Raw genomic sequence first — 19,557 nt, 5'->3', positions numbered from 1 at the left:
CCGCCCGCGGCCGTCAGGTAATGACGTAGGCCCCTGCCCGCTCCTGGAACCGGTCCGCCGCCGAATGCGGTATGCGCACCGTCAGCCGGATCGTGTCGTCCTTGTCGACGCGCTCCAGAACCTCGGTGGTGCGGTAGAGCCAGGCCAGAAGCTCACCGTCCTCGGACGGCAGGCTCACCTTGGCCTCGCGCCGGCCCTCCGTCAGCCGGCCCTCGATCGTGTCGAGCAGCCGATCGACGCCAAGCCCGGTGAGTGCGGACACCGCAACCGTTTCGGTGCCGGTTTCCGCCAGCATCCGCTCGCGCTGGGCATCGCCCAGAAGATCGATCTTGTTCCAGACCTCGATCAGCCGGCCGGGCTCCTGCGCATCGATCCCGAGTGCAGCGAGTGTCGCCTCCACGTCGGACGCCTGGGCCGCCGTGTCCGGATGCGCAATGTCGCGGACGTGCAGGATCAGGTCCGCTTCCACGACCTCTTCCAGCGTCGCCCGGAAGGCGGCCACCAGGTGGGTCGGCAGATCGGAAATGAAGCCCACCGTGTCGGACAGCACGATTTCCATGCCGTGCGGCAGCTTCACCCGGCGCAGGGTTGGGTCGAGCGTTGCGAACAGCAGGTCCTGGGCGCGCACCTCGCTGTGGGTGAGCCGGTTGAACAGCGTGGACTTGCCGGCATTGGTGTAGCCGACGAGCGCCACCACCGGCTGGTCCATCCGGCTGCGCTTCTTGCGGTGCAGGCTGCGCGTCCGCCGCACGTCCTCCAGGTCGCGCTCGAGCCGCGTGATCCGCTCCTGGATCTGCCGGCGGTCGGCCTCGATCTGGGTCTCGCCGGGGCCGCCGAGAAAGCCGTAGCCGCCGCGCTGGCGTTCCAGATGGGTCCAGGAGCGCACCAGCCGGCTCTTCTGCCACTGGAGATGGGCAAGCTCGACCTGCAGCGCGCCTTCGCGGGTGTTCGCGCGGTCGCCGAAGATCTCCAGGATCAGGGCGGTCCGATCGAGGACCTTCACGCCCCAGGCGCGTTCCAGGTTGCGCTGCTGGACGGGGGAAAGCGGGTAGTCGACGACAACCAGGCTGGCCTCGGCCGTGGTCACCTGGAGCTTGAGCTCCTCAACCTTGCCGGTGCCGAACAGCGTCGCAGGACGCTGCGTCGCCAGTTTGACGATGCCGGAGGCGACGACGTCGAGATCGATGGCGAGCGCGAGGCCGATGGCCTCCTCAAGCCGTGCGTCGGGAGAGCGCTCCGGCACCGGCGAGCCGGCCGACGCGGCACGCGCGTCGACCGGCTGCTTCAGGTCCGGAAGGATGACCAGGGCGCGCGTACGCGCCCCTGTCCCCTCCGCCACGCCATCGGGTGCCGGGCGGGTCGTCAGGGACGTCTCGGGAGGACGGTGTTCCAATCAGCCTCCGGCAGTCTCGTCGGTCGGATCGAAGAGCTGAACCGGCTGGTTCGGCATGACGGTCGAGATCGCGTGCTTGTAGACGAGTTGTGAATGTCCGTCGCGCCGCAGCAGGACGCAGAAGTTGTCGAACCAGGTCACCACGCCCTGGAGCTTGACACCATTCACAAGGAAGATTGTCAGCGGAGTCTTGTTCTTGCGGACATAGTTCAGAAAGGTGTCTTGTAGGTTTTGTGTCCGGTCAGCCATAAGTTTGCATTCCCTTCTTATGGGGTGGTTCGTTGTGCGGACGCCCTCTTCGCCGCGGGCGCCCCCCACCGTTATGGGGCTTCAGTCTGAGTTAGATGGTCGGTCTCCTTTTCGTTCGCAACGTCGAAAACGAGCCGGGCTCGCAGACCCGATCGCTGCACGGTCCGTGCCATCTCTGCCACGGCTTCATCAAACGGCAGTGACTTCCACCACCTCGTGGAACCGTTCGCGCAGCCCGCTGGCGATCGAGCCGGGCTGGCCGTTGCCGATGGCGTGGTCGTCGATGCGCACCACCGGCATCACAAGCGTCGTCGCGGCGGTGATGAAGGCCTCGCGCGCCGCGTAGGCTTCCTCCAGCGTGAACGGACGCTCCTCGACGGTGAGGTTGTCGCGCTGCGCAAGGTCCAGGATCGCCGCCCGGGTGATGCCCTTCAGGATGCCGTGCTCGGCCGGGCGCGTCACCAGCGCGCCGTCCGCCGTCACGATCCACGCATTGGTGGACGAGCCTTCCGTCACGTAGCCGTCGGCATCCACGAACCAGGCCTCTTTGGCCCCTGCCCGCTTCGCCTTCTCCTTGGCCATCACGTTGGGCAGCAGCGACACCGACTTGATGTCCACCCGCTCCCAGCGGTTGTCCGGCACGGAGATCACGGCGACGCCGTTTTCCGCCGTCTTCGCCGCCTTGCGCGGGTCGGCGGCGCGCGCCGTGATCACCAGCGCGGACGGCGTGCCGGCCATCGGGTAGGTGTGCTCGCGCGGCGCAACGCCCCGGGTGACCTGGATGTAGACCATGCCGTTCCTGACCCGGTTGCGGCGCACAACCTCGCGCATCACCGCCACCAGCGGCTTGCGGCCCATCGGCTCGGGAATCTCCAGTTCCGACAGCGAGCGCTCCAGCCGCGCCAGGTGGCGCGTGGTGTCGATCAGCGCGCCATCCTTGACCTCGCACACCTCGTAGACCCCGTCCGCGAACTGGTAGCCACGATCCTCGATGTGGACGGTCGCGAGATCGTGGGGCCGGTAGCGGCCGTTGACGTAGGCGATGCGGCTCATGATCACTCCACTTGCATAGACTGGACGCCGAACGGCGCGCGCCGTTCCCGCGGCGCCGCGACGCTCAGAAGAATTCGAGGCTCACCCGGAACATCTGCTCCACCTGCCGGACGCGCTCGGCGAGCGCGAAGATCACCACCCGGTCGCGGGGCATGATCTGGGTATCGCCCTCCGGGGTGATCGCCTGCTTGCGCCGGTAGATCGCCCCGATGCGGATACCCGCCGGAAGGTTCAGGTCCCTGAGCGGCTTGCCCACCAGGGACGAGGTGTCCAGCGCCTCCGCCTCGATCACTTCCGCTGCACCGTTCTGCAAGGAATGGACCGACCGGATGCGGCCCCGGCGCACATGCCGCAGGACGCGCGAGATCGTCACCGCCCGCGGGTTCACGTAGGCGTCGATCCCGAGCGCATGGGCGAAGGCGGGATAGCTGGCGTTGTTGATCAGGCTCAGGTTGCGCTTGCAGCCCAGCGTCTTGGCCATCACGCCGGCGATGATGTTGGCCTGGTCGTCGTTGGTGACCGCCACCATCACGTCGGCATCGGTGATATCGGCCTCGCGCAGGATGTCCTGGTCGAGCGACGAGCCGTGCAGGATCACCGTGCGGCGCAGCTCGTCGGCGATGTCGACGGCGCGCTGGCGCGACTGCTCGATGATCTTCACCTTCACGTCCGGCTTGCGGCGCTCCAGCTCGCCGGCCACGTAGGCGCCGATATGGCCGCCGCCGGCGATCACCACGCGCTTCGCCTCCGGCTCGTCGTGGCCGAAGATGCCCAGCGTGCGGCGCACCTGGTCGACCCGGGCGACCACGTAGACCAGGTCGCCCATCATGATCGTGTCGTCGCTCTGCGGCACGAACAGCCGGCCGTTGCGGAACACGCCGGTGACGACGGCACCGAGGTCCGGGAACAGCTCGGTCAGCTGCCGCAGCGGCGTGTCGATGACCGGACAGTCCTCGTTGCACAGGATGCCCACCACCAGCACCGCGCCGTCGGCGAACTTCACTGTCTCCACCGCGCCCGGCAGCGACAGCCGGCGGAGCACCGTCTCGCCGACCTCGATTTCCGGCGAGATGATCACGTCGATGGGCAGATGATCGCGGGCGAACAGGTCGGAGTAGTGCGGCTGCAGGTAGCTCTGAGCGCGCACCCGGGCGATCTTGGTGGGCACGTTGAACAGCGTGTGCGCCACCTGGCAGGCGACCATGTTGACCTCGTCGGCCTGGGTCACCGCGATCAGCATGTCGGCATCTTCCGCCCCGGCCTGGGCCAGCACGTCGGGATGCGAGCCGTAGCCCACCACGCCGCGCACATCGAGTGTGTCGCGAATGATGCTCACGAGCCGGGCCGACGTGTCGATCACCGACACGTCGTTCTCCTCCTGGGCGAGCTTCTCGGCAATGCCGAAACCGACCTGCCCGGCCCCACAAATCACGATGCGCATTCGCCCTCGCTCACGGGACCGGACGCCGTTCCGGCGTCGTCGTCCGCGCTCACAGCCAGATCACCCACAGGCGCCGATCGGTTCGGCGGTTTTGTGCTATGCGATGCCTAGCGACTTCAGCTTGCGATGCAAGGCCGAGCGTTCCATTCCCACGAACTCCGCGGTGCGGGAAATGTTGCCGCCGAACCGGTTGATCTGGGCCTTCAGATAGTCGCGCTCGAAGATCTCGCGGGCGTCCCGCAGAGGCAAGGCCATAAAGTGCTCCCCGCCCGGCCCCGACGACAGCGGCGGCACCAGGGCGCCCACCTCCGACGGCAGCAGATCCGCGGAGATCGGCTCGTCCTCGTCCTGGTCGCGGGTCAGGATCAGCAGCCGCTCGACGTTGTTCTTCAGCTGCCGGATGTTGCCCGGCCAGTCGTGCGCCTGCAGCACCGCCATGGCGTCCTCGCCGATCAGCCGCGCCGGCAGGCCGGCCGCCGTGGTGATCTGCCGCATGAAGTGATCGACGAGCACCGGGATGTCCTCGCGCCGTTCCGCCAGCGACGGGACCCGGATCGGGACCACGCTCAGCCGGTGGAACAGGTCCTCGCGCACCCGGCCGTCCTCGATCTCCGCCTGCAGGTCGCGGGCCGACGAGGAGATGATGCGCACGTCCACCTGGACCCGCGTGGAACCGCCGACCCGGGTGAAGGTCTGATCCACCAGGACCCGCAGGATGCGGCCCTGGGTTTCCAGCGGCATGTCGGCGATCTCGTCGAGATAGAGGGTGCCGCCGTGGGCCTCCTCCAGCGCCCCCACCACGCGCGGCCCGCCGTTCGACGATTCCGTGCCGAACAGCGCCTCCTCAACCCGGTCCGGGGTGATCGTGGCGGCGTTGACGATGACGAACGGACCGCCGGTGCGCTGCGACGACGCGTGGATGGAGCGTGCCACCAGTTCCTTGCCGGACCCGGACGGTCCGGTGAGCATGATGCGGCTGTTGGTCGGCGACACACGGTCGATCATCGTGCGCAGCGTGTTCATCGCCGCCGACTGGCCGACCAGTTCGCCCGCCTCGCCGGCGCGCGCCTTCAGGTCGGCGATCTCCCGGCGCAGCTTGGAGGCTTCCAGCGCCCGTTCGGCCGCCAGGATCATCCTGTCGGCCTTCAGCGGCTTCTCGATATAATCGTAGGCGCCGCGCTTGATGGCGGAAACCGCCGTCTCGATGTTGCCGTGGCCGGAAATGATGACGATGGGCAGGGTCGGATGCTGCTCCTTCACCTGGTCCAGAAGCGCCAGTCCGTCGAGCCGGCTGCCCTGCAGCCAGATGTCGAGAAACATCAGGCTCGGCTTGCGGGTGGCGATCGCCTCCAGCGCCTCGTCGGAATGAGCGGCGGTGCGGGCAGAGAAGCCCTCGTCCTCCAGAATGCCGGCGATGAGTTCTCGAATGTCGCGCTCGTCGTCGACGATGAGAATGTCGGTTGCCATGGATCCTTATTCCGGATTGGAGGGTGAAGCCGGCAGGGCGGGAACCGCCTCGCCGGTGGGACCGGCGACGGCGAGAATGAAGCGGACGCAGGCGCCGCGGTGATCGTGACCGGCCGCCTTGGCATCGAGGAGTTCGACGCGGCCGCCATGGTCCTCGGCGATCTTGCCGACGATGGCCAGGCCCAGGCCGGTGCCCTTCTCGCGCGTGGTCATGTAGGGCTCCAGGAGGCGCTGGCGGCCTTCCTGCGGAAGACCGATGCCGTTGTCGACGATCTCGACGATGTGGACGTCGTCTTCGGTCCGAATCGAGACATCGATATGGCCGGGCGCTGCCGCCCGCTCCGCCTCGTCCACCTGCTCGATGGATTCCGCGGCATTCTTCACCAGGTTGGAGATGGCCTGGACGATCAGACGGTGATCGAACCAGCCGATCACCTTGCCTTCCGGGAAATGCGTCTCCACCCGCACGTCGGGATGGCCGACGCTCTGCAGGAAGACGCCCTCGCGCACCGCCTCGGTAAGATTGCGCTCCTCGATCACCGGTTTCGGCATCCGCGCAAATGAGGAGAACTCGTTGACCATCCGGCCGATGTCGCCCACCTGGCGCACGATGGTGTCGATGCACTGGTCGAATACGTCGCGGTCGTCCTCGATGCGCTTGCCGTAGCGCCGCTTCAGCCGCTCGGCGGACAGCTGGATCGGTGTCAGCGGGTTCTTGATCTCGTGGGCGATGCGCCGGGCCACGTCCGCCCAGGCGGAGGTGCGCTGCGCGGACACGAGATCGGAAATGTCATCGAAGGTCACCACCCAGCCCTGGTGGCGCGCGTCGGCCCGATCGACGGTGATGCGAACCGCCACGATGCGTTCCTTGCCGTCCCGGTGCAGGGTGATCTGGCCCTGGCGGGCGCGGAAGCCGAGGCGCGGCCCGGTGTCCATCAGGCTCGCCAGTTCCGGCACGCCGTCGCGCAGCGACTGGCCGACCAGCGCATCCTCGCGCGTGCCCAGGATGTCGAGCGCGGAACGGTTGGCCAGCGAGACCCGTCCGTCAGGCTCGATGCCCAGCACGCCGACGGTCACGCCGGCGAGCACGGCCTCGGTGAAGCGGCGCCGCTGGTCGATCTGCTCGTTGGCCGACAGCAGCTCTTCCCGCTGCGACCTGAGCTGTGTCGTCATGGTGTTGAAGGTCTCGCCCAGGTGAGCCAGATCCCCGTCATGCGGATTGATCGGCACCTCGGTGGCGAGGTTGCCGTGCGACACCTCGTCGGCCGCGTCGATCAGGCGTCGGATCGGCTGAACCAGCCGGTTGGAGAAGCCGAAGCCCAGCCAGAGCGCCGACACCAGCAGCACCAGTGTCACGCCGGCATAGACCAGGGCGAACGCCACCTGCATGCCCAGCCGGCTTTCGTCCAGCGCCGAATATTCCTCCGCGTTGTCCTGCGTCAGGCGCAGATATTCGAGCACGCGCGGGTCCATCGGTCGCGCGATGTAGAGGTAGAGGTCCTCGTAGGCCTTGAGCCGGATGATGCCGCCCACCTGATCTGCATCGCCCGGCGCGATCATCACCGGGCTGCCGTCCTCGGCGCGCTGGAGCGCGGCTTCCGGAGGCATGGCGATCTGCAGGTCGGGATTGATCACCGCGCTCGTGATCACCGATCCGCTGCCGGACAGCAGGAACACCTTGGGCAGCAGGCGCAGCGAAGCCTGGGTCTGCAGGTAGGAATCGAACCGTGCCGGCTCGTGATCGTACATCGGCCGTGCCCGGTCGAGATCGTGCGACATGGCGATCAGGTCGCCGCGCAGCACGCGTGCGTGCTCCTCGATATAGGCGTCGGCGACGGCCACCGAGTTTTCGACGATGTCGCGGGTCCGGTCCTCGAACCAGCGGTCGAGCCCCCGGTTCAGCGTGATGACGGCCACGACGGCGACCAGTGCCGCCGGCAGCACCGCCATCAGCGAGAACAGTGCCAGGATGCGCACATGAAGCCGCGCACCGGCCTTGCGCGCGCGCCGGGCGAGCCAGAGGCTGCGGATTTCCCAGGCGACGCCGAGCAGCATCAAGGCCACCAGGGCGCCGTTCACGATCAGCGCCAGGAGAACCACCTGGTTGGTGGGATCGATGGGAGTGAGCCCCGTCAGCACCAGGAAGGTGACCGTGACGGAAAGCAGCGAGAGGCCGATCACGCCGAGGCGGATCGGGCGCGACCAGCGGCTTCGCTCGTTGCCGTTCCCGGGAAGTGGTTCGCTGAGAAGGACGTCGCTGGTTGTCATGTAACCCTGAATCGGATGCCCGAGTCGGCCGGTGAGTCCGTTACCGATAGACAACAATGTTGCAGAAATGAGACGGGATGGTCGACCCGTAGCGGCTACCGACGGGGATCAGCCCGGCGTGTCGGAGCGATTTCGATCGGTTTCGGCGCGCTTCGCGCCTTCCTGCCAGCCAAGTTCGACCGGCATATGGCTTTCGCCCGGTTCCGGCACCGGCTGTCCGGCAAGCCGCAGCGTCCGTTCCAGAAGCTGTTCGTAGATCGGCCGGCCGCCGAGGGATTCCGCCACGATGTTCGACACGATGCAGGTGACGAACACCGCGAGCAGGAGATCGAAAGAGCCGGTGAGTTCCAGCACCAGGACGATGCCGACCATCGGTGCCCGGATCGTGGAGGTGAAGAGACCGCCCATGGCGGCGATGGCGAACGCGACCGGCAGCCCTTCCACGCCGGGAAACACGACGCTCGCTGCCGCTCCCAGCGCCAGGCCGGTGGACGTGGCCAGCGTCAGGATCGGCGCGAAGATGCCGCCGGGTGCGCCGGTGGCGTAGCTTGCCATGGTTGAGCCAAGCCGCAGGAACACCAGCAGGAACAGGCCGAGCACCGTCCAGTGCTGTTTGACCAGGAACAGGATGAGGCTCTCGCCGCCCGTGGCCGCCTCCGGATAGAGCACCAGCAGGCCGCCGATCGCCAGGCCCCAGACGGCGGGAAAGAGGTAGGGGTTGGTGCGCTCGCCCAGCACGCGGACCGCGTCCAGCGTCCACAGCAGCAGCCGGTTGAAGATCACCCCGAACACGCCAAGCACCGCGCCGAGAACCACGAAGCCGATCAGGTGCTTCGGTGCGACCGACATGCTCATGATCGCCAGGTCCGGTCCGACACCGGCAATCTCCTGGGTCATCAGCGTGGAAAACCCGGCGGCGATGGCGACGCCCATGTAGGTGCGGAAGGTGTAGGGAAACTGCTTGCGCGTTTCCTCGATGACAAAGAGCACGGCAGCCAGCGGCGCGTTGAAGGCGGCAGCGAGACCGGCGGCAGCGCCCGCGGCCAGAAGGCCCTTGCGCTCCGTCTTGCCAGGCTTCGCCCATTCCGCCAGTGCAGCGGCGATGCTGGAGCCCATGTGGATCGTCGGTCCTTCACGCCCGACCACCAGGCCTGACGAGATGGAGAGCAGCCCGCCGAAGAATTTCACCGGCAGCACCCGGCGCCAGTGCAGCGGGCGCAGGTCCTCCATCGCGCCCTCGATCTCCTGGACGCCCGAGCCGCCGGCTTCCGGCGCGAAGCGGCGAACCAGGAAGACCGCGAGCACCACCATGACGCAGCTGGACAGCGCTCCGGCGACCGCGCCCGTCACCGGGCCGAGATGGAGGGCGGTGTCGCGATGCAGCATGAGCAGATAGTCGGCGATGAGGTGGAACCAGGTTCCCAGGATGCCGGTGCCGAGCCCCACCACGACGGCCAGGACATAGAACCGCGCGTCCGACACGCGCGATGGAACTCCCGGCTTCGTCACGATGGTTCCGCCCCCTCTTGCGCCTGACCGCCGACCGGATCCCCTGCCCGACCCGACGACACCCCCCTTAGCGGCTAGCGCGAGTTTCCTGCCTGATCAAGCTGTACGGCCGCCGTGCCGCTCCGGACCGTGCGATCGTCACCCTTGCACCGACCACAGATGGCGGGATAGCTCTCGGCGGCGACCCTGCATGTTCCGCGTTGCGATCCGTCGCCGCAACGCAGCCTGACGCGTCCCGCGCCGGGCCGTCATCGCGTGAGCCCATGCACCTTTTTGTCCGCGTTTTCCTGCCCTTCTCGCTCGGCTATCTCATCAGCTACCTGGCCCGCGTCATCAACGCGGTGGCCGGTGAACCGATCAGTGCCGACTTCGCCCTGACGCCGGGCGAGCTGGGCCTTCTCACCAGTCTCTACTTCTTCGCCTTCGCCTGTGCCCAGCTGCCGTTCGGCGTGCTGATCGACAAGTTCGGCCCGCGCAAGGTGCAGGCGACGCTGCTGGTCTTCGCCGCCGCGGGCAGCTTCCTGTTCGCGCACGCCTCGTCCTTTCTGCAGCTCGGCAGCGCGCGCCTGATCATCGGGCTCGGTACCGCGACCTGCCTGACGGCCGCCTTCACCGCCTACCGGCTCTGGTTCCCGGCCGACCGGATCCCGATGATCAACGGCCTGCACATGGCGGCCGGCTCGGTCGGCGCTTTCTTCGGCGGCACCCCGACCGACGTCCTTGTCCAGGCCTTGGGCTGGCGCGGCGTCTTCGACGTCATCGGCGTGGCCATGCTGGTTTCCGCCGTCGCCACCTTCGCCCTCGTGCCGCGCCGCGACATGCACGGCACGCCGCCGCCGCTGGGCCAACTGCTGGGGGAAATGCGGGCGATCCTGTCGCACAAGGCGTTCTGGCGGATCTGTCCGCTGTCGGCGATGGTCCAGGGGGTGACGCTGTCGGTGGGGAGCCTCTGGGCCGGGCCATGGCTGCGCGACGCGGCGGGCGCATCGGCGAGCGGAGCGGCCGCCTGGCTGTCCATGATGGCGATCGCGCTGATGATCGGCTTCATTGGCTTCGGCTGGCTGGTGCAGCAGGCGGCACGCGGCGGGCGGTCGGTGGAGCGCGTGGTGATCCTCGGCAGCCTCGCCTTCTTCGCGGTGCAGCTCCTGATGATCGTGCTGCCGCCGGAGCGCACGGCGCCGCTCTGGCTGCTCTATGGCATCACCGGCACGGTGGGCGTCTCCTGCTTCGCCGTCCTGTCGTCGGCCTACAGCCGTGCCGCCGCCGGTCGGGTCAACACCGCGCTGAATTTCTTCGTGTTCGTGTCGGCCTTCGTGACCCAATGGCTGTTCGGCGAGCTGCTGGATTTCTTCCCCGCGGCCGATGGCGGCGCCACCGCCATCGGCTACCGGGTGGCGTTCGCGATCCTGCTGGTGGCGCAGGTCGCCTCGCTCCTGCCGCTGCTGCTATCACCGCCGCCGCCGCGCGTGGAGGACTGAGCCGCCGCCGCGCGTCCGTCGGTCAGTCGCGCCGGGCGCCGAGCAGGTCGGCGAGCGCCAGTGCCACGACCGTGGTCGCCGTGCGCAGATGGTCGAGGCGCAGGTATTCGTCGGCCGCATGGGTGTCGGTCTCGCCGGTGATGTGGGCGCTGGCACCGTAGAGCACCGTCGGCACGCCGGCCGCCGCGTAGTGGCGGGCGCTGGTGTAGACCGGCGCGCCGGTGACCGGCACCGCCTCGCCCAGCACCGCCTCGGCGTGCGCCCTGATCGGTTCAACCAACCGGTCCACGCCCGCCACCGGCCGCATGGCCCCGGCGAGCATCACCCGGCGGCACTCCACCTCGATGCCCTCCTGCTCGCCCGCTGCGGCCAGCACCAGCGCGGTCAATCCCTCTTCCACGGCTTCCGGCGTCTCCTCCGGAATCAGCCGCCGGTCGATGCGCATCACCACCCGGTCGGGCACCACGTTGGTGTGAAGCCCGCCGGCGATGGTGCCGACGGTCAGCTTCGCGGCGCCGATTCCCGGTTCCGCGCTGGTCACGTCGGCGAGCCGTTTCCGTTCCGCGTAGAGCGCGGCGAGGATCGGCGTGGCGGCCTCCAGGGCGTCGCGACCGGCCTCGGGAACGGCGGCATGCGCGGAGCGGCCGCGCACCACCACCTCAAGGTGGAGACAGCCGTTGTGGGCCGTGGTGACGGCGCTGACGAAGCCCGCGCAGATCGCGTAGTCCGGCGCGCTCAACCCCTGCCCCAGCAGCCACTGCGGCCCGATGAAGCCGCCGACGGCCTCGTCGAAGGAGATGTGCAGTTCCACCGTGCCGTTGGCCCCGCGGGCCTCGGCATCCGCCTCCAGCGCCTTCAGCGCGAAGGCGTAGGTGGCCAGGTCGCCCTTGGCGTCGTTGGCGCCGCGCCCGTAGATCGACTGGCCCTGGATCTGCCCGGCATAGGGATCCATGTTCCAGCCCTCGCCGGGCGGCACCACGTCGGCGTGGCTGGACAGCGCGATGGTCGGACCCGATCCGTCGCCGAAGGTGCGCCGCACCACCAGGTTCGTGGCGCTGCGCATCCCGTACTGGCGGACGAAGGGATCGGGAACCGGGTGATGCTCGACGGTGAAGCCGAGCCATTGGTAGAGCTCGGCGATCTGGTCCGCCGCCTCGGCGCAGTCGCCCGGCGGGTTCTCGCTCGGCACCCGGATCAGGGCCTGGAGGAACGCGACCGCGTCCTCGAAGCGACTGTCCACCTCCGTTTCGATCATCGCGTTCGCCTCATGCGCCTCATGGGATCAGCACCGTGGTGCCCGTCGTCTTGCGGCTTTCCAGGTCGGTGTGCGCCCGGGCCGCCTCCTGCAGCGGGTAGTCCTGGTTGACCCGGATCTTCACCGCGCCGGACCGCACCACATCGAAGAGATCGTTCGCCGTCTCCACGAGTTCCTCGCGCTCGACGATATAGTGGAACAGCGTCGGGCGGGTGGTGAACAGCGACCCCTTCGCGTTGAGAAGCTGCAGCTCGAAGTCCTTGATCGGTCCCGACGACTGGCCGAACGGCACCCACATGCCGAGCCGCCGGATGCAGTCGAGCGAGCCCGGATAGGTGTCCTGGCCCACCGAATCGTAGACCACGTCGACGCCTTTGCCGCCGGTGATCTCCTTCACCCGCTCGACGAAGTTCTCGGTGCGGTAGTTGATGACGTGGTCGTAGCCGTGCTGCCGGGCGAGTTCGACCTTCTCCTCCGAGCCGGCCGTGCCGATGGTGGTGGCGCCCAGATGCTTGGCCCACTGGCCGGCGATCAGGCCGACGCCGCCGGCCGCGGCATGGAAGAGAAGCGTGGTGTCGGCGGTGACCGGATAGGTCTTGCGCAGCAGATAGCGCGCCGTCATGCCCTTGAGCATCATGCCGGCCGCCTCGCGGTCGTCGATGCCGTCGGGAATCTTCACCAGCCGGTCGGCCTCGATCAGCCGTGCCTCCGAATAGGCGCCCAGCGTGCCGACATAGGCGACCCGATCACCCGGCGCGACCCAGTCGACGCCCTCGCCCACGGCTTCCACAACGCCGGCGCCCTCGTTGCCAGGCGAGAACGGCAGCTGCGGCGCCTTGTAGAGGCCGGAGCGGAAATAGGTGTCGATGAAGTTGAGCCCGATGGCGGTATGGCGGATGCGCGCCTGGCCCGGACCGGGCTCGCCGACGGTGGTCTCTGACCATTCGAGGACGTCCGGTCCACCGGTCTGACGAATGACGATTGCCTTGGTCATGGGAGCCTCCCTGTATCTGCCTGTCAGCGCTTATAGGCGACGGCCGCGCCGCCCGCGAGAGCGGAGGCGCACGGCCGTGCCATTGGCTGCTCAGTGGTCGCCCGCTCCGGCCGAGGCACGCTGCCGCCTTCGGCGCGCCGCGATGTTGAGCAGTTCCACCAGCGCGGAGAAGGCCATCGCGAAGTAGATGTAGCCGCGCGGGATGTGGAAGCCGAGCCCGTCCGCGATCAGCGCCACGCCGATCAGGAGCAGGAACGACAGCGCCAGCATCTTGGTGGTCGGGTGCTGCTTGATGAAGGCCGCCACCGGGCCAGAGGCCACGAACATGATGGCGATGGAGATCACCACGGCCGCGATCATCACCTCCACGTGCTCGGCCATGCCCACGGCGGTGATGATGGAATCGACGGAGAACACCATGTCGATCACCAGGATCTGCGCGATCACCGACCAGTAGGCGGGATGCGCGGTCTTCTGGCCCGGTGTCTCGTGCTCGCCCTCGATGCCGGCGTGGATCTCCAGCGTGCCCTTGACCAGCAGGAAGGTGCCGCCGGCGATCAGGATGACGTCGCGCCAGGAGAAATCCAGCCCGAAGGCCGAGAACAACGGCGCCGTCAAGCCGATGATCCAGGAGATCACCAGAAGCAGCAGGATGCGGAAGATCAGTGCCAGCCCCAGGCCGATCTTGCGGGCCTTGTCGGCCTGCGATTCGGGCAATCGCGACACCAGAACGGAGATGAAGACGATGTTGTCGATGCCGAGGACGATCTCCATCACCGTCAGCGTGACGAGGCTCGCCCAGATCTGCGGATCCGTGATCCACTCCATGCAGTCGTCTCCCCTTGCCCTCCGCCCCGCGGAGCAGGCCTAAAGCTGCAGCATCCCGATCAGACGCCGGCCCGGTTCGGACACGGCGACGAGGAGAACGCCCCAGACCACGAGTCCGATCCCTATGCCGACGGTGAGTTTTCGTCCCGTCCCCATTTTTTCCGCCACCATCAGCGCGGCGAACAGCGCCATCCACACGACGTTCATGACGCCGACGGCGAACATCACCAGCATCAGGGTCCAGCAGCACCCGAGGCAGAAGAGCCCCTCCTCGACGCCGAGACGGAGCATGCCGAAGCCGGTGGACCGCCAGCGCGCATAAAGCACCGAATATGGTGCCCGGCAGCGCACGAGGCAGGCATATTTGGCTGGTGTGAACTGGTAGAGACCTGCCGCGATCAGCGTCATGCCCGCGAGCGCGGGCGCGAGCGGCGTCATGGCCGGCGACAGCGTGCCGAGCCAGACGAGCCCGGTCTGCGCGAGCGTCGCAACGAGGGCGAAGCCGACCCAGACGCTGGTATAGCCGGCGGCAAGCAGCGTCCGCGATGGGCGCCGCTGTCCCGTCTGCGCCGTGTCCGCCAAGATCCGCGAATAGGTGGCGAACATCGGGATCGCGGTCGGCAGCATCATGGCGAACACCATCGCCACCCACATGGCGAAGGTGACGGCGAGCGCCGTCCAGTCCACCCCGGTCGTCAGCGTGGCCGGCACACAGAGCGCCGCCAGAAAGGCCGGCACGTCCGGTGCCCCGCCAAGCGTGGTCAGGTTCATGCCGGGGCCGAGATTGGCGCGCAGCGGCTCGGGAACGGCCAGCACGACGAAGACGAGATAGATCCAGCCGAGCAACGCGGCGACGAGTGTCGTCGCGACCGTCACCGCCGTACCGCGTCGAACCCCGCCGCTGACCCGCGGTCGGTCGGAGGGCAGCGTGTCGGGCTGCGGAACGGTCTGGGTCGGTTGCCGGTTCGGCATCAAACGGTCTGTCCGGAGTGGGCCGTTCGAGGCCCCGGTCTGCGGATCAAGTGTCGCGGGGGCTGGGCACTCGCGCCACGGCCTCCACATGCTAATAGCATCGCCGGAGCAGTCGCGGCGAGACCCGAAGCGGAGACGAGCCATGCATGAGCACGACAGTGACCGCAGCCACGAGATTGCCGTCGTTGGCGCGGGACCGGCGGGTCTGACCGCCGCATTGCTTCTCAAGGCGCAGGGTTTCGACACGGTTCTCGTGGGCCCGAGGCCGGGTGCCGATCCCCGCACCACGGCACTGCTGACCGGATCGGTCAATGTACTGGGTGCCGCTGGCGCCTGGGACCGCGCCTCGGCCCATGCCGCCCCCATGCGCACCATGCGCATTGTCGATGCCACCCGCAGGCTGGTCCGGGCACCCGAGGTGGCCTTCGAGGCTGGCGAGATCGGGCTGGAGGCCTTCGGATTCAACATCGAGAACGACCGCCTGAACGAGGCGCTTCTGGCCGCGGCCGACGCGGCCGGGCTGGAATGGGTCGCGGAGCCTGTGGTCGGGGTTGTCGATGCGGGCGATCGCATCGAGCTGGAGACCGAAGGCGGCAGGGTCCGGGCGCGGCTCGCCGTTGCCGCCGACGGGGCGCGCTCCTTCATGCGCGAGGCCGCCGGTATCGGCGTGCGCACCTGGGACTATCCGCAGCACGCTTTCGTGACGATCTTCGGCCACACCGGCCCCCACCACGATGCCTCGACGGAATTCCACACGCCCTCGGGGCCCTTCACGGTGGTGCCGCTGGAGGCGCGCCGCTCCAGCCTGGTCTGGGTGGAGAAGCCGGAGAACCTCGCCTGGATCGAGACGCTGAACGACGGCGAGCTGTCCCGGGAGATCGAGCGACGCAGCCACCGGCTGCTCGGCAAGGTGACGGTGGAAAAGGTCCGTGGCGCGATCCCGCTGGGCGGTATGGTCGCGCGCAAGCTCGCGGCGCACCGCACCGTCCTGGTGGCCGAGGCCGGGCATCGTTTCCCTCCGATCGGCGCCCAGGGGCTCAATCTCGGCTTTCGCGACATTGCCGGCCTCGTGGAAATTCTCGTCGCCGCCCGGCGCAAGGGAGACGATCTGGGTGGCGCGGCGACGCTTTCCGCCTACAAGCGCAGCCGCAAGGCCGACATCGAGAGCCGAACGCTGGCCGTCGACCTCCTCAACCGGTCGCTTCTGTCGGAATTCCTGCCAGCCTCCGCGGCGCGCGGCCTCGGCCTCTACGCGGCGACACGGGTCGGTCCGCTGCGTCGCTTCATGATGCGCGAGGGCCTGACGCCGAGCCTCGGTGCCCCCCGTCTGAGCCGCGGTCTGCCGCTGGGCTGACCGGCGCAGGCACGCCGCCTCAGAACAGCCCCGTCGGCAGCATGTCGTTGGTCACCAGGTAGAGCAGGGCCGTCACCGACGCCACGGAGGCGATGGTGCCGATGAGCACCGCGCTGGAGGCGCGCTCCACGTAGACCTTGTACTGGCTCGCCAGGACGAAACAGTTGGTCGCCGGCGGAAGGCCGGCCATCAGCACCGCCGTGGCGATCCAGAGCGGGTCGATACCCCCGACCCAGCTCAAAACCAGGAAGATCACCACCGGGTGGATCAGGAGCTTGATGGCGAGCAGCGCCGGCAGTTCCGCCTCGACGCGGCGGATCGAGCGGCTCGACACCGTGACGCCGATGGCGAACAGGGCGCACGGCGCAGCGGCACCGCGCAGCATGGTCAGGAGCCGGTCGACGGCCTCGGGCGGCTGGAAGTCGATCGCCGCGGCGGCAATGCCCGCGATGGTCGCCAGAATGAACGGATGCGTCAGGATTCGCTTCACGATGGTGAAGGCGGTCCGGCCCCAGCCCTCTTCCTCGCGATGGCCGATGGACATGAGGATCGGCACGATTACGAACAGAAGCGCGCTGTCGAAGCAGAAGATCAGCGCGGTGGGCACCGTGGCGGCCGGCCCGAGCGCTGCCAGCGTCAGGCCCGGCCCCAGGTAGCCGATGTTGGAATAGGAGCCGACGAGGCCCTGGATCGAGGACACGCGGATGTCGCCGCCGGTGCGCAGATAGCCGACACCGAAGGCGAGCGCGAACATGGCGAACGTCACCACCGTCGTGGAGATGATGAAGCTCCAGCTGCCAAGCTGCTCGATGGGTGTTTCGGAGAGAAGCTGGAAGAACAGCGCCGGCAGTGCCAGGTAAATGACGAAGAAGTTCAGCCACGCCAGCCCGTCTGTCGCGAGGCCCATCAGTTTGCCGGCAAAGTAGCCGAGAAAGATCAGGCCGAAGAAGGGAAAGGCCAGCGAAATGACGTGCTGCATGGGAGCGCGGGCTGCGGTTTTCGGGTTTCGGGCGGCAAGGTGTGGGCCTGAAATCGGTAGCCGAATTGCAAGGGCCCGCAAAGCCCATCGACAGATCCGTCCCGCGCCGTTGCCGTAAGGCAGTGGACAGGGGGCGTTAAACTGCCCTACCCGTCGCCGGCCCGCCGCAGCCCCGGACGGGCATAAAAGACCACATGTTCCGGACCCTGCCTTGACGATCACCTCGCCCGATTATCCGCCGCCCTTCGGCCCGCTCAGGATGCGGGCGGAGTATGCCGGCCTGCGCGCGGCGCTGCTGCCAATCCGCGCCATGCCGCTGGAGACGGCCTCGGCCATCAGCGGCACGCTCTGGCGGGCGGTGGCACCTCGGCTTCACCGCCATTCCCGGGTGCGCGAACACCTGGCCTTTGCCTTCCCGGAACTGTCGGAGGACGCGCGCGAACGCATCGCACTGGACAGCTGGGAAAATCTCGGCCGCGTGACCGCTGAAGGCGCCCATGTCGACCGGTTCGCCACCGATCTCGACCGGTTCGAGCTGCCCGACGATGTCGAACGCTACCGGCGGCTGGCGCGGACCGGGTGCGTGTTCGTCTCCCTGCATCTCGGCAACTGGGAGATCGCCGCCCTCCCCGCCCTCGGCAAGAACGTCTCGGTGGCCGGCACCTACCAGGCGATCCAGAACCCGCTGGTGGACCGCTACATCCGCAGCCTGCGCCTGCCGCTTTATGCCGGCGGGCTGTACCCGAAGGGCCACGCCACCTCCCGCAAGCTGGTTTCCATCGTCCGCTCCGGTGGCTCGGTCGGCTTTCTGGCCGATCTCAGGGAGCGCCGCGGCATCAAGGTCACCTTCTTCGACCGACCGGCCTACGCCAATCCGTTCCCGGCCAGTCTTGCCCGCATGGCCGGATATCCGATCGTGGCCGGCTGCATGGTGCGGACCGGAGGCGTCCGCTTCCGCCTCCACCTGAAGGAGATCGAGCAGACCCGCAGCGGCGACCGGGCCCTCGACGTTCGGGAGACGACCCAGTCCATTCACGACGTGTTCGAGTACTGGATCCGCCAGTATCCCGGCCAGTGGATGTGGTCGCACCGCAAGTGGGCGCTCAGGCCCGAGGACATGTCGTCGGGGGAAGCTGCGGCCGACTGACCACCGGGGCTTGTATTGCGCTGCAGCATCGGCATGATCCGGGGAAAGCCGCGCCGGAGAGCCGGCCGCACAGGAGGACCCGATGAAGACATCCCGCGCCTTTTTCGAACCCCTGGCGGTGGGGGCCCCTGCCCCGTACCGGACGCTGCCGGTGTGCCTGGAGCGGATGATCCACTTCGTGCCGCCGCACATCGAGAAGGTCCGGGCCAAGGTGCCGGAGCTCGCCGGCAAGGTGGACGTTGTTCTCGGGAATCTTGAGGACGCGATCCCCGCCGACCAGAAGCTCGCCGCGCGCCAGGGTTTCATCGAGATGGCGCGGTCGACCGATTTCGGCGCCACGGGCCTGTGGACCCGCATCAACTCCTATGACAGCCCGTGGATGCTCGACGACGTGCTGGAGATCGTTCCGGCCATTGGCGACAGGCTCGACGTCATCATGGTGCCGAAGGTCAACGGACCGTGGGACATCCACTATCTCGACCAGCTCCTCGCCCAGCTCGAGGCGAAGCACGCCATCGAGAAGCCGATCCTGCTGCATGCCATCCTCGAGACGGCGGAGGGCGTGGAGAATGTCGCGGCGATCGCCCAGGCGAGCCCACGCATGCACGGCATGAGCCTCGGCCCGGCCGATCTCGCCGCATCGCGGCGCATGAAGACCACCCGCGTCGGTGGCGGACATCCCGGCTACCGGGTCCTCGCCGATCCGGACGGCAGCGGCGGGGCCCCCCGCGGCTCCTACCAGCAGGATCTCTGGCACTACACCCTCGGCCGCATGGTCGATGCCTGCGCCACGGCCGGCATAAAGCCGTTCTACGGCCCCTTCGGCGACTTCCAGGACCCGGACGCCTGCGAGGCGCAGTTCCAGAACGCCTTCCTGATGGGCTGCGTCGGCGCCTGGTCGCTGCACCCCAGCCAGATCGATATCGCCAAGCGGGTGTTCAGCCCCGATCCAGACGAGGTGGCCTTCGCCCGGCGCATCCTCGACGCCATGCCGGACGGCAGCGGCGCGGTGATGCTCGATGGCAAGATGCAGGACGACGCCACCTGGAAACAGGCCAAGGTTATCGTCGATCTCGCCCGGCAGGTGGCTGAAAAAGACCCGGAACTCGCCGCCACGTACGGGTTTTAACTCCTTAACCGGCATCGCATATGTTGCGACGTGTGGGGGGA

Annotated in this window: 16 protein-coding genes; 4 read left to right on the top strand and 12 right to left on the bottom strand. The window is 68.0% G+C overall.

All coding sequences use genetic code 11. The annotated features are described in order from the left end of the window. Positions 1–13 precede the first annotated feature (13 nt). From hflX to clcA, 7 genes are all read right to left on the bottom strand, one after another. Complete coding sequence (hflX, locus tag C507_RS0101805) at positions 14–1,393, bottom strand: GTPase HflX (RefSeq protein ID WP_018697940.1); 1,380 nt, start codon at positions 1,391–1,393, stop codon at positions 14–16. Continuing rightward, on the bottom strand, positions 1,394–1,642 hold the full coding sequence (gene hfq / locus C507_RS0101800) for an RNA chaperone Hfq (RefSeq protein ID WP_018697939.1): 249 nt from the start codon (positions 1,640–1,642) through the stop codon (positions 1,394–1,396). It lies immediately after the preceding gene. A 189-nt stretch (positions 1,643–1,831) separates the two neighbouring features. Continuing rightward, positions 1,832–2,695 carry a D-amino-acid transaminase gene (locus C507_RS0101795; protein WP_018697937.1) on the bottom strand — a complete coding sequence of 288 codons (864 nt, stop codon included), beginning with the start codon at positions 2,693–2,695 and terminating at the stop codon, positions 1,832–1,834. 64 nt (positions 2,696–2,759) lie between these two features. After that, the gene (gene trkA / locus C507_RS0101790; RefSeq protein WP_018697936.1) at positions 2,760–4,136 is read right to left on the bottom strand and encodes a Trk system potassium transporter TrkA; all 1,377 of its coding nucleotides are present in this window, start codon (positions 4,134–4,136) and stop codon (positions 2,760–2,762) included. Between the two features lie 96 nt (positions 4,137–4,232). Next, positions 4,233–5,603, bottom strand: a complete 1,371-nt coding sequence (gene ntrX, locus C507_RS0101785) for a nitrogen assimilation response regulator NtrX (protein ID WP_018697935.1) — start codon at positions 5,601–5,603, stop codon at positions 4,233–4,235. A 6-nt stretch (positions 5,604–5,609) separates the two neighbouring features. Continuing rightward, positions 5,610–7,871, bottom strand: a complete 2,262-nt coding sequence (locus C507_RS0101780; protein WP_018697934.1) for a sensor histidine kinase NtrY-like — start codon at positions 7,869–7,871, stop codon at positions 5,610–5,612. Between the two features lie 108 nt (positions 7,872–7,979). Next, entirely contained in the window at positions 7,980–9,353 is a 1,374-nt protein-coding gene (clcA, locus tag C507_RS20080) for a H(+)/Cl(-) exchange transporter ClcA (RefSeq protein WP_018697933.1), read from the bottom strand. Positions 9,354–9,643: 290 nt separating this feature from the next. Here clcA and C507_RS20075 point away from each other — a divergent pair, with 290 nt between their 5' ends. Continuing rightward, entirely contained in the window at positions 9,644–10,858 is a 1,215-nt protein-coding gene (locus C507_RS20075) for an MFS transporter (protein ID WP_018697932.1), read from the top strand. A gap of 22 nt (positions 10,859–10,880) precedes the next feature. Here C507_RS20075 and C507_RS0101765 read toward each other — a convergent pair whose 3' ends face one another. From C507_RS0101765 to C507_RS20070, 4 genes are all read right to left on the bottom strand, one after another. Beyond that, on the bottom strand, positions 10,881–12,113 hold the full coding sequence (locus C507_RS0101765) for a M20/M25/M40 family metallo-hydrolase (RefSeq protein WP_018697931.1): 1,233 nt from the start codon (positions 12,111–12,113) through the stop codon (positions 10,881–10,883). A gap of 19 nt (positions 12,114–12,132) precedes the next feature. Continuing rightward, on the bottom strand, positions 12,133–13,107 hold the full coding sequence (locus C507_RS0101760; RefSeq protein WP_018697930.1) for a quinone oxidoreductase family protein: 975 nt from the start codon (positions 13,105–13,107) through the stop codon (positions 12,133–12,135). 90 nt (positions 13,108–13,197) lie between these two features. Then, positions 13,198–13,935 carry a TerC family protein gene (locus C507_RS0101755; protein WP_018697929.1) on the bottom strand — a complete coding sequence of 246 codons (738 nt, stop codon included), beginning with the start codon at positions 13,933–13,935 and terminating at the stop codon, positions 13,198–13,200. 39 nt (positions 13,936–13,974) lie between these two features. Beyond that, entirely contained in the window at positions 13,975–14,907 is a 933-nt protein-coding gene (locus C507_RS20070; RefSeq protein ID WP_018697928.1) for a DUF2182 domain-containing protein, read from the bottom strand. Between the two features lie 142 nt (positions 14,908–15,049). Here C507_RS20070 and C507_RS0101745 point away from each other — a divergent pair, with 142 nt between their 5' ends. Continuing rightward, on the top strand, positions 15,050–16,261 hold the full coding sequence (locus C507_RS0101745; protein WP_018697927.1) for a UbiH/UbiF family hydroxylase: 1,212 nt from the start codon (positions 15,050–15,052) through the stop codon (positions 16,259–16,261). Positions 16,262–16,280: 19 nt separating this feature from the next. Here C507_RS0101745 and C507_RS0101740 read toward each other — a convergent pair whose 3' ends face one another. Continuing rightward, the gene (locus C507_RS0101740) at positions 16,281–17,240 is read right to left on the bottom strand and encodes an AEC family transporter (RefSeq protein ID WP_018697926.1); all 960 of its coding nucleotides are present in this window, start codon (positions 17,238–17,240) and stop codon (positions 16,281–16,283) included. Positions 17,241–17,451: 211 nt separating this feature from the next. Here C507_RS0101740 and C507_RS20065 point away from each other — a divergent pair, with 211 nt between their 5' ends. Continuing rightward, positions 17,452–18,387 carry a lysophospholipid acyltransferase family protein gene (locus C507_RS20065; RefSeq protein WP_018697925.1) on the top strand — a complete coding sequence of 312 codons (936 nt, stop codon included), beginning with the start codon at positions 17,452–17,454 and terminating at the stop codon, positions 18,385–18,387. A gap of 82 nt (positions 18,388–18,469) precedes the next feature. After that, positions 18,470–19,516, top strand: a complete 1,047-nt coding sequence (locus tag C507_RS0101730; protein ID WP_018697924.1) for an HpcH/HpaI aldolase/citrate lyase family protein — start codon at positions 18,470–18,472, stop codon at positions 19,514–19,516. Positions 19,517–19,557 lie beyond the last annotated feature (41 nt).

This window comes from Amorphus coralli DSM 19760 (assembly GCF_000374525.1).
Classification (GTDB): domain Bacteria; phylum Pseudomonadota; class Alphaproteobacteria; order Rhizobiales; family Amorphaceae; genus Amorphus; species Amorphus coralli.
Note: the sequence above shows the minus strand (reverse complement) of the source record. Positions and strands in the feature narration are given on the sequence as shown.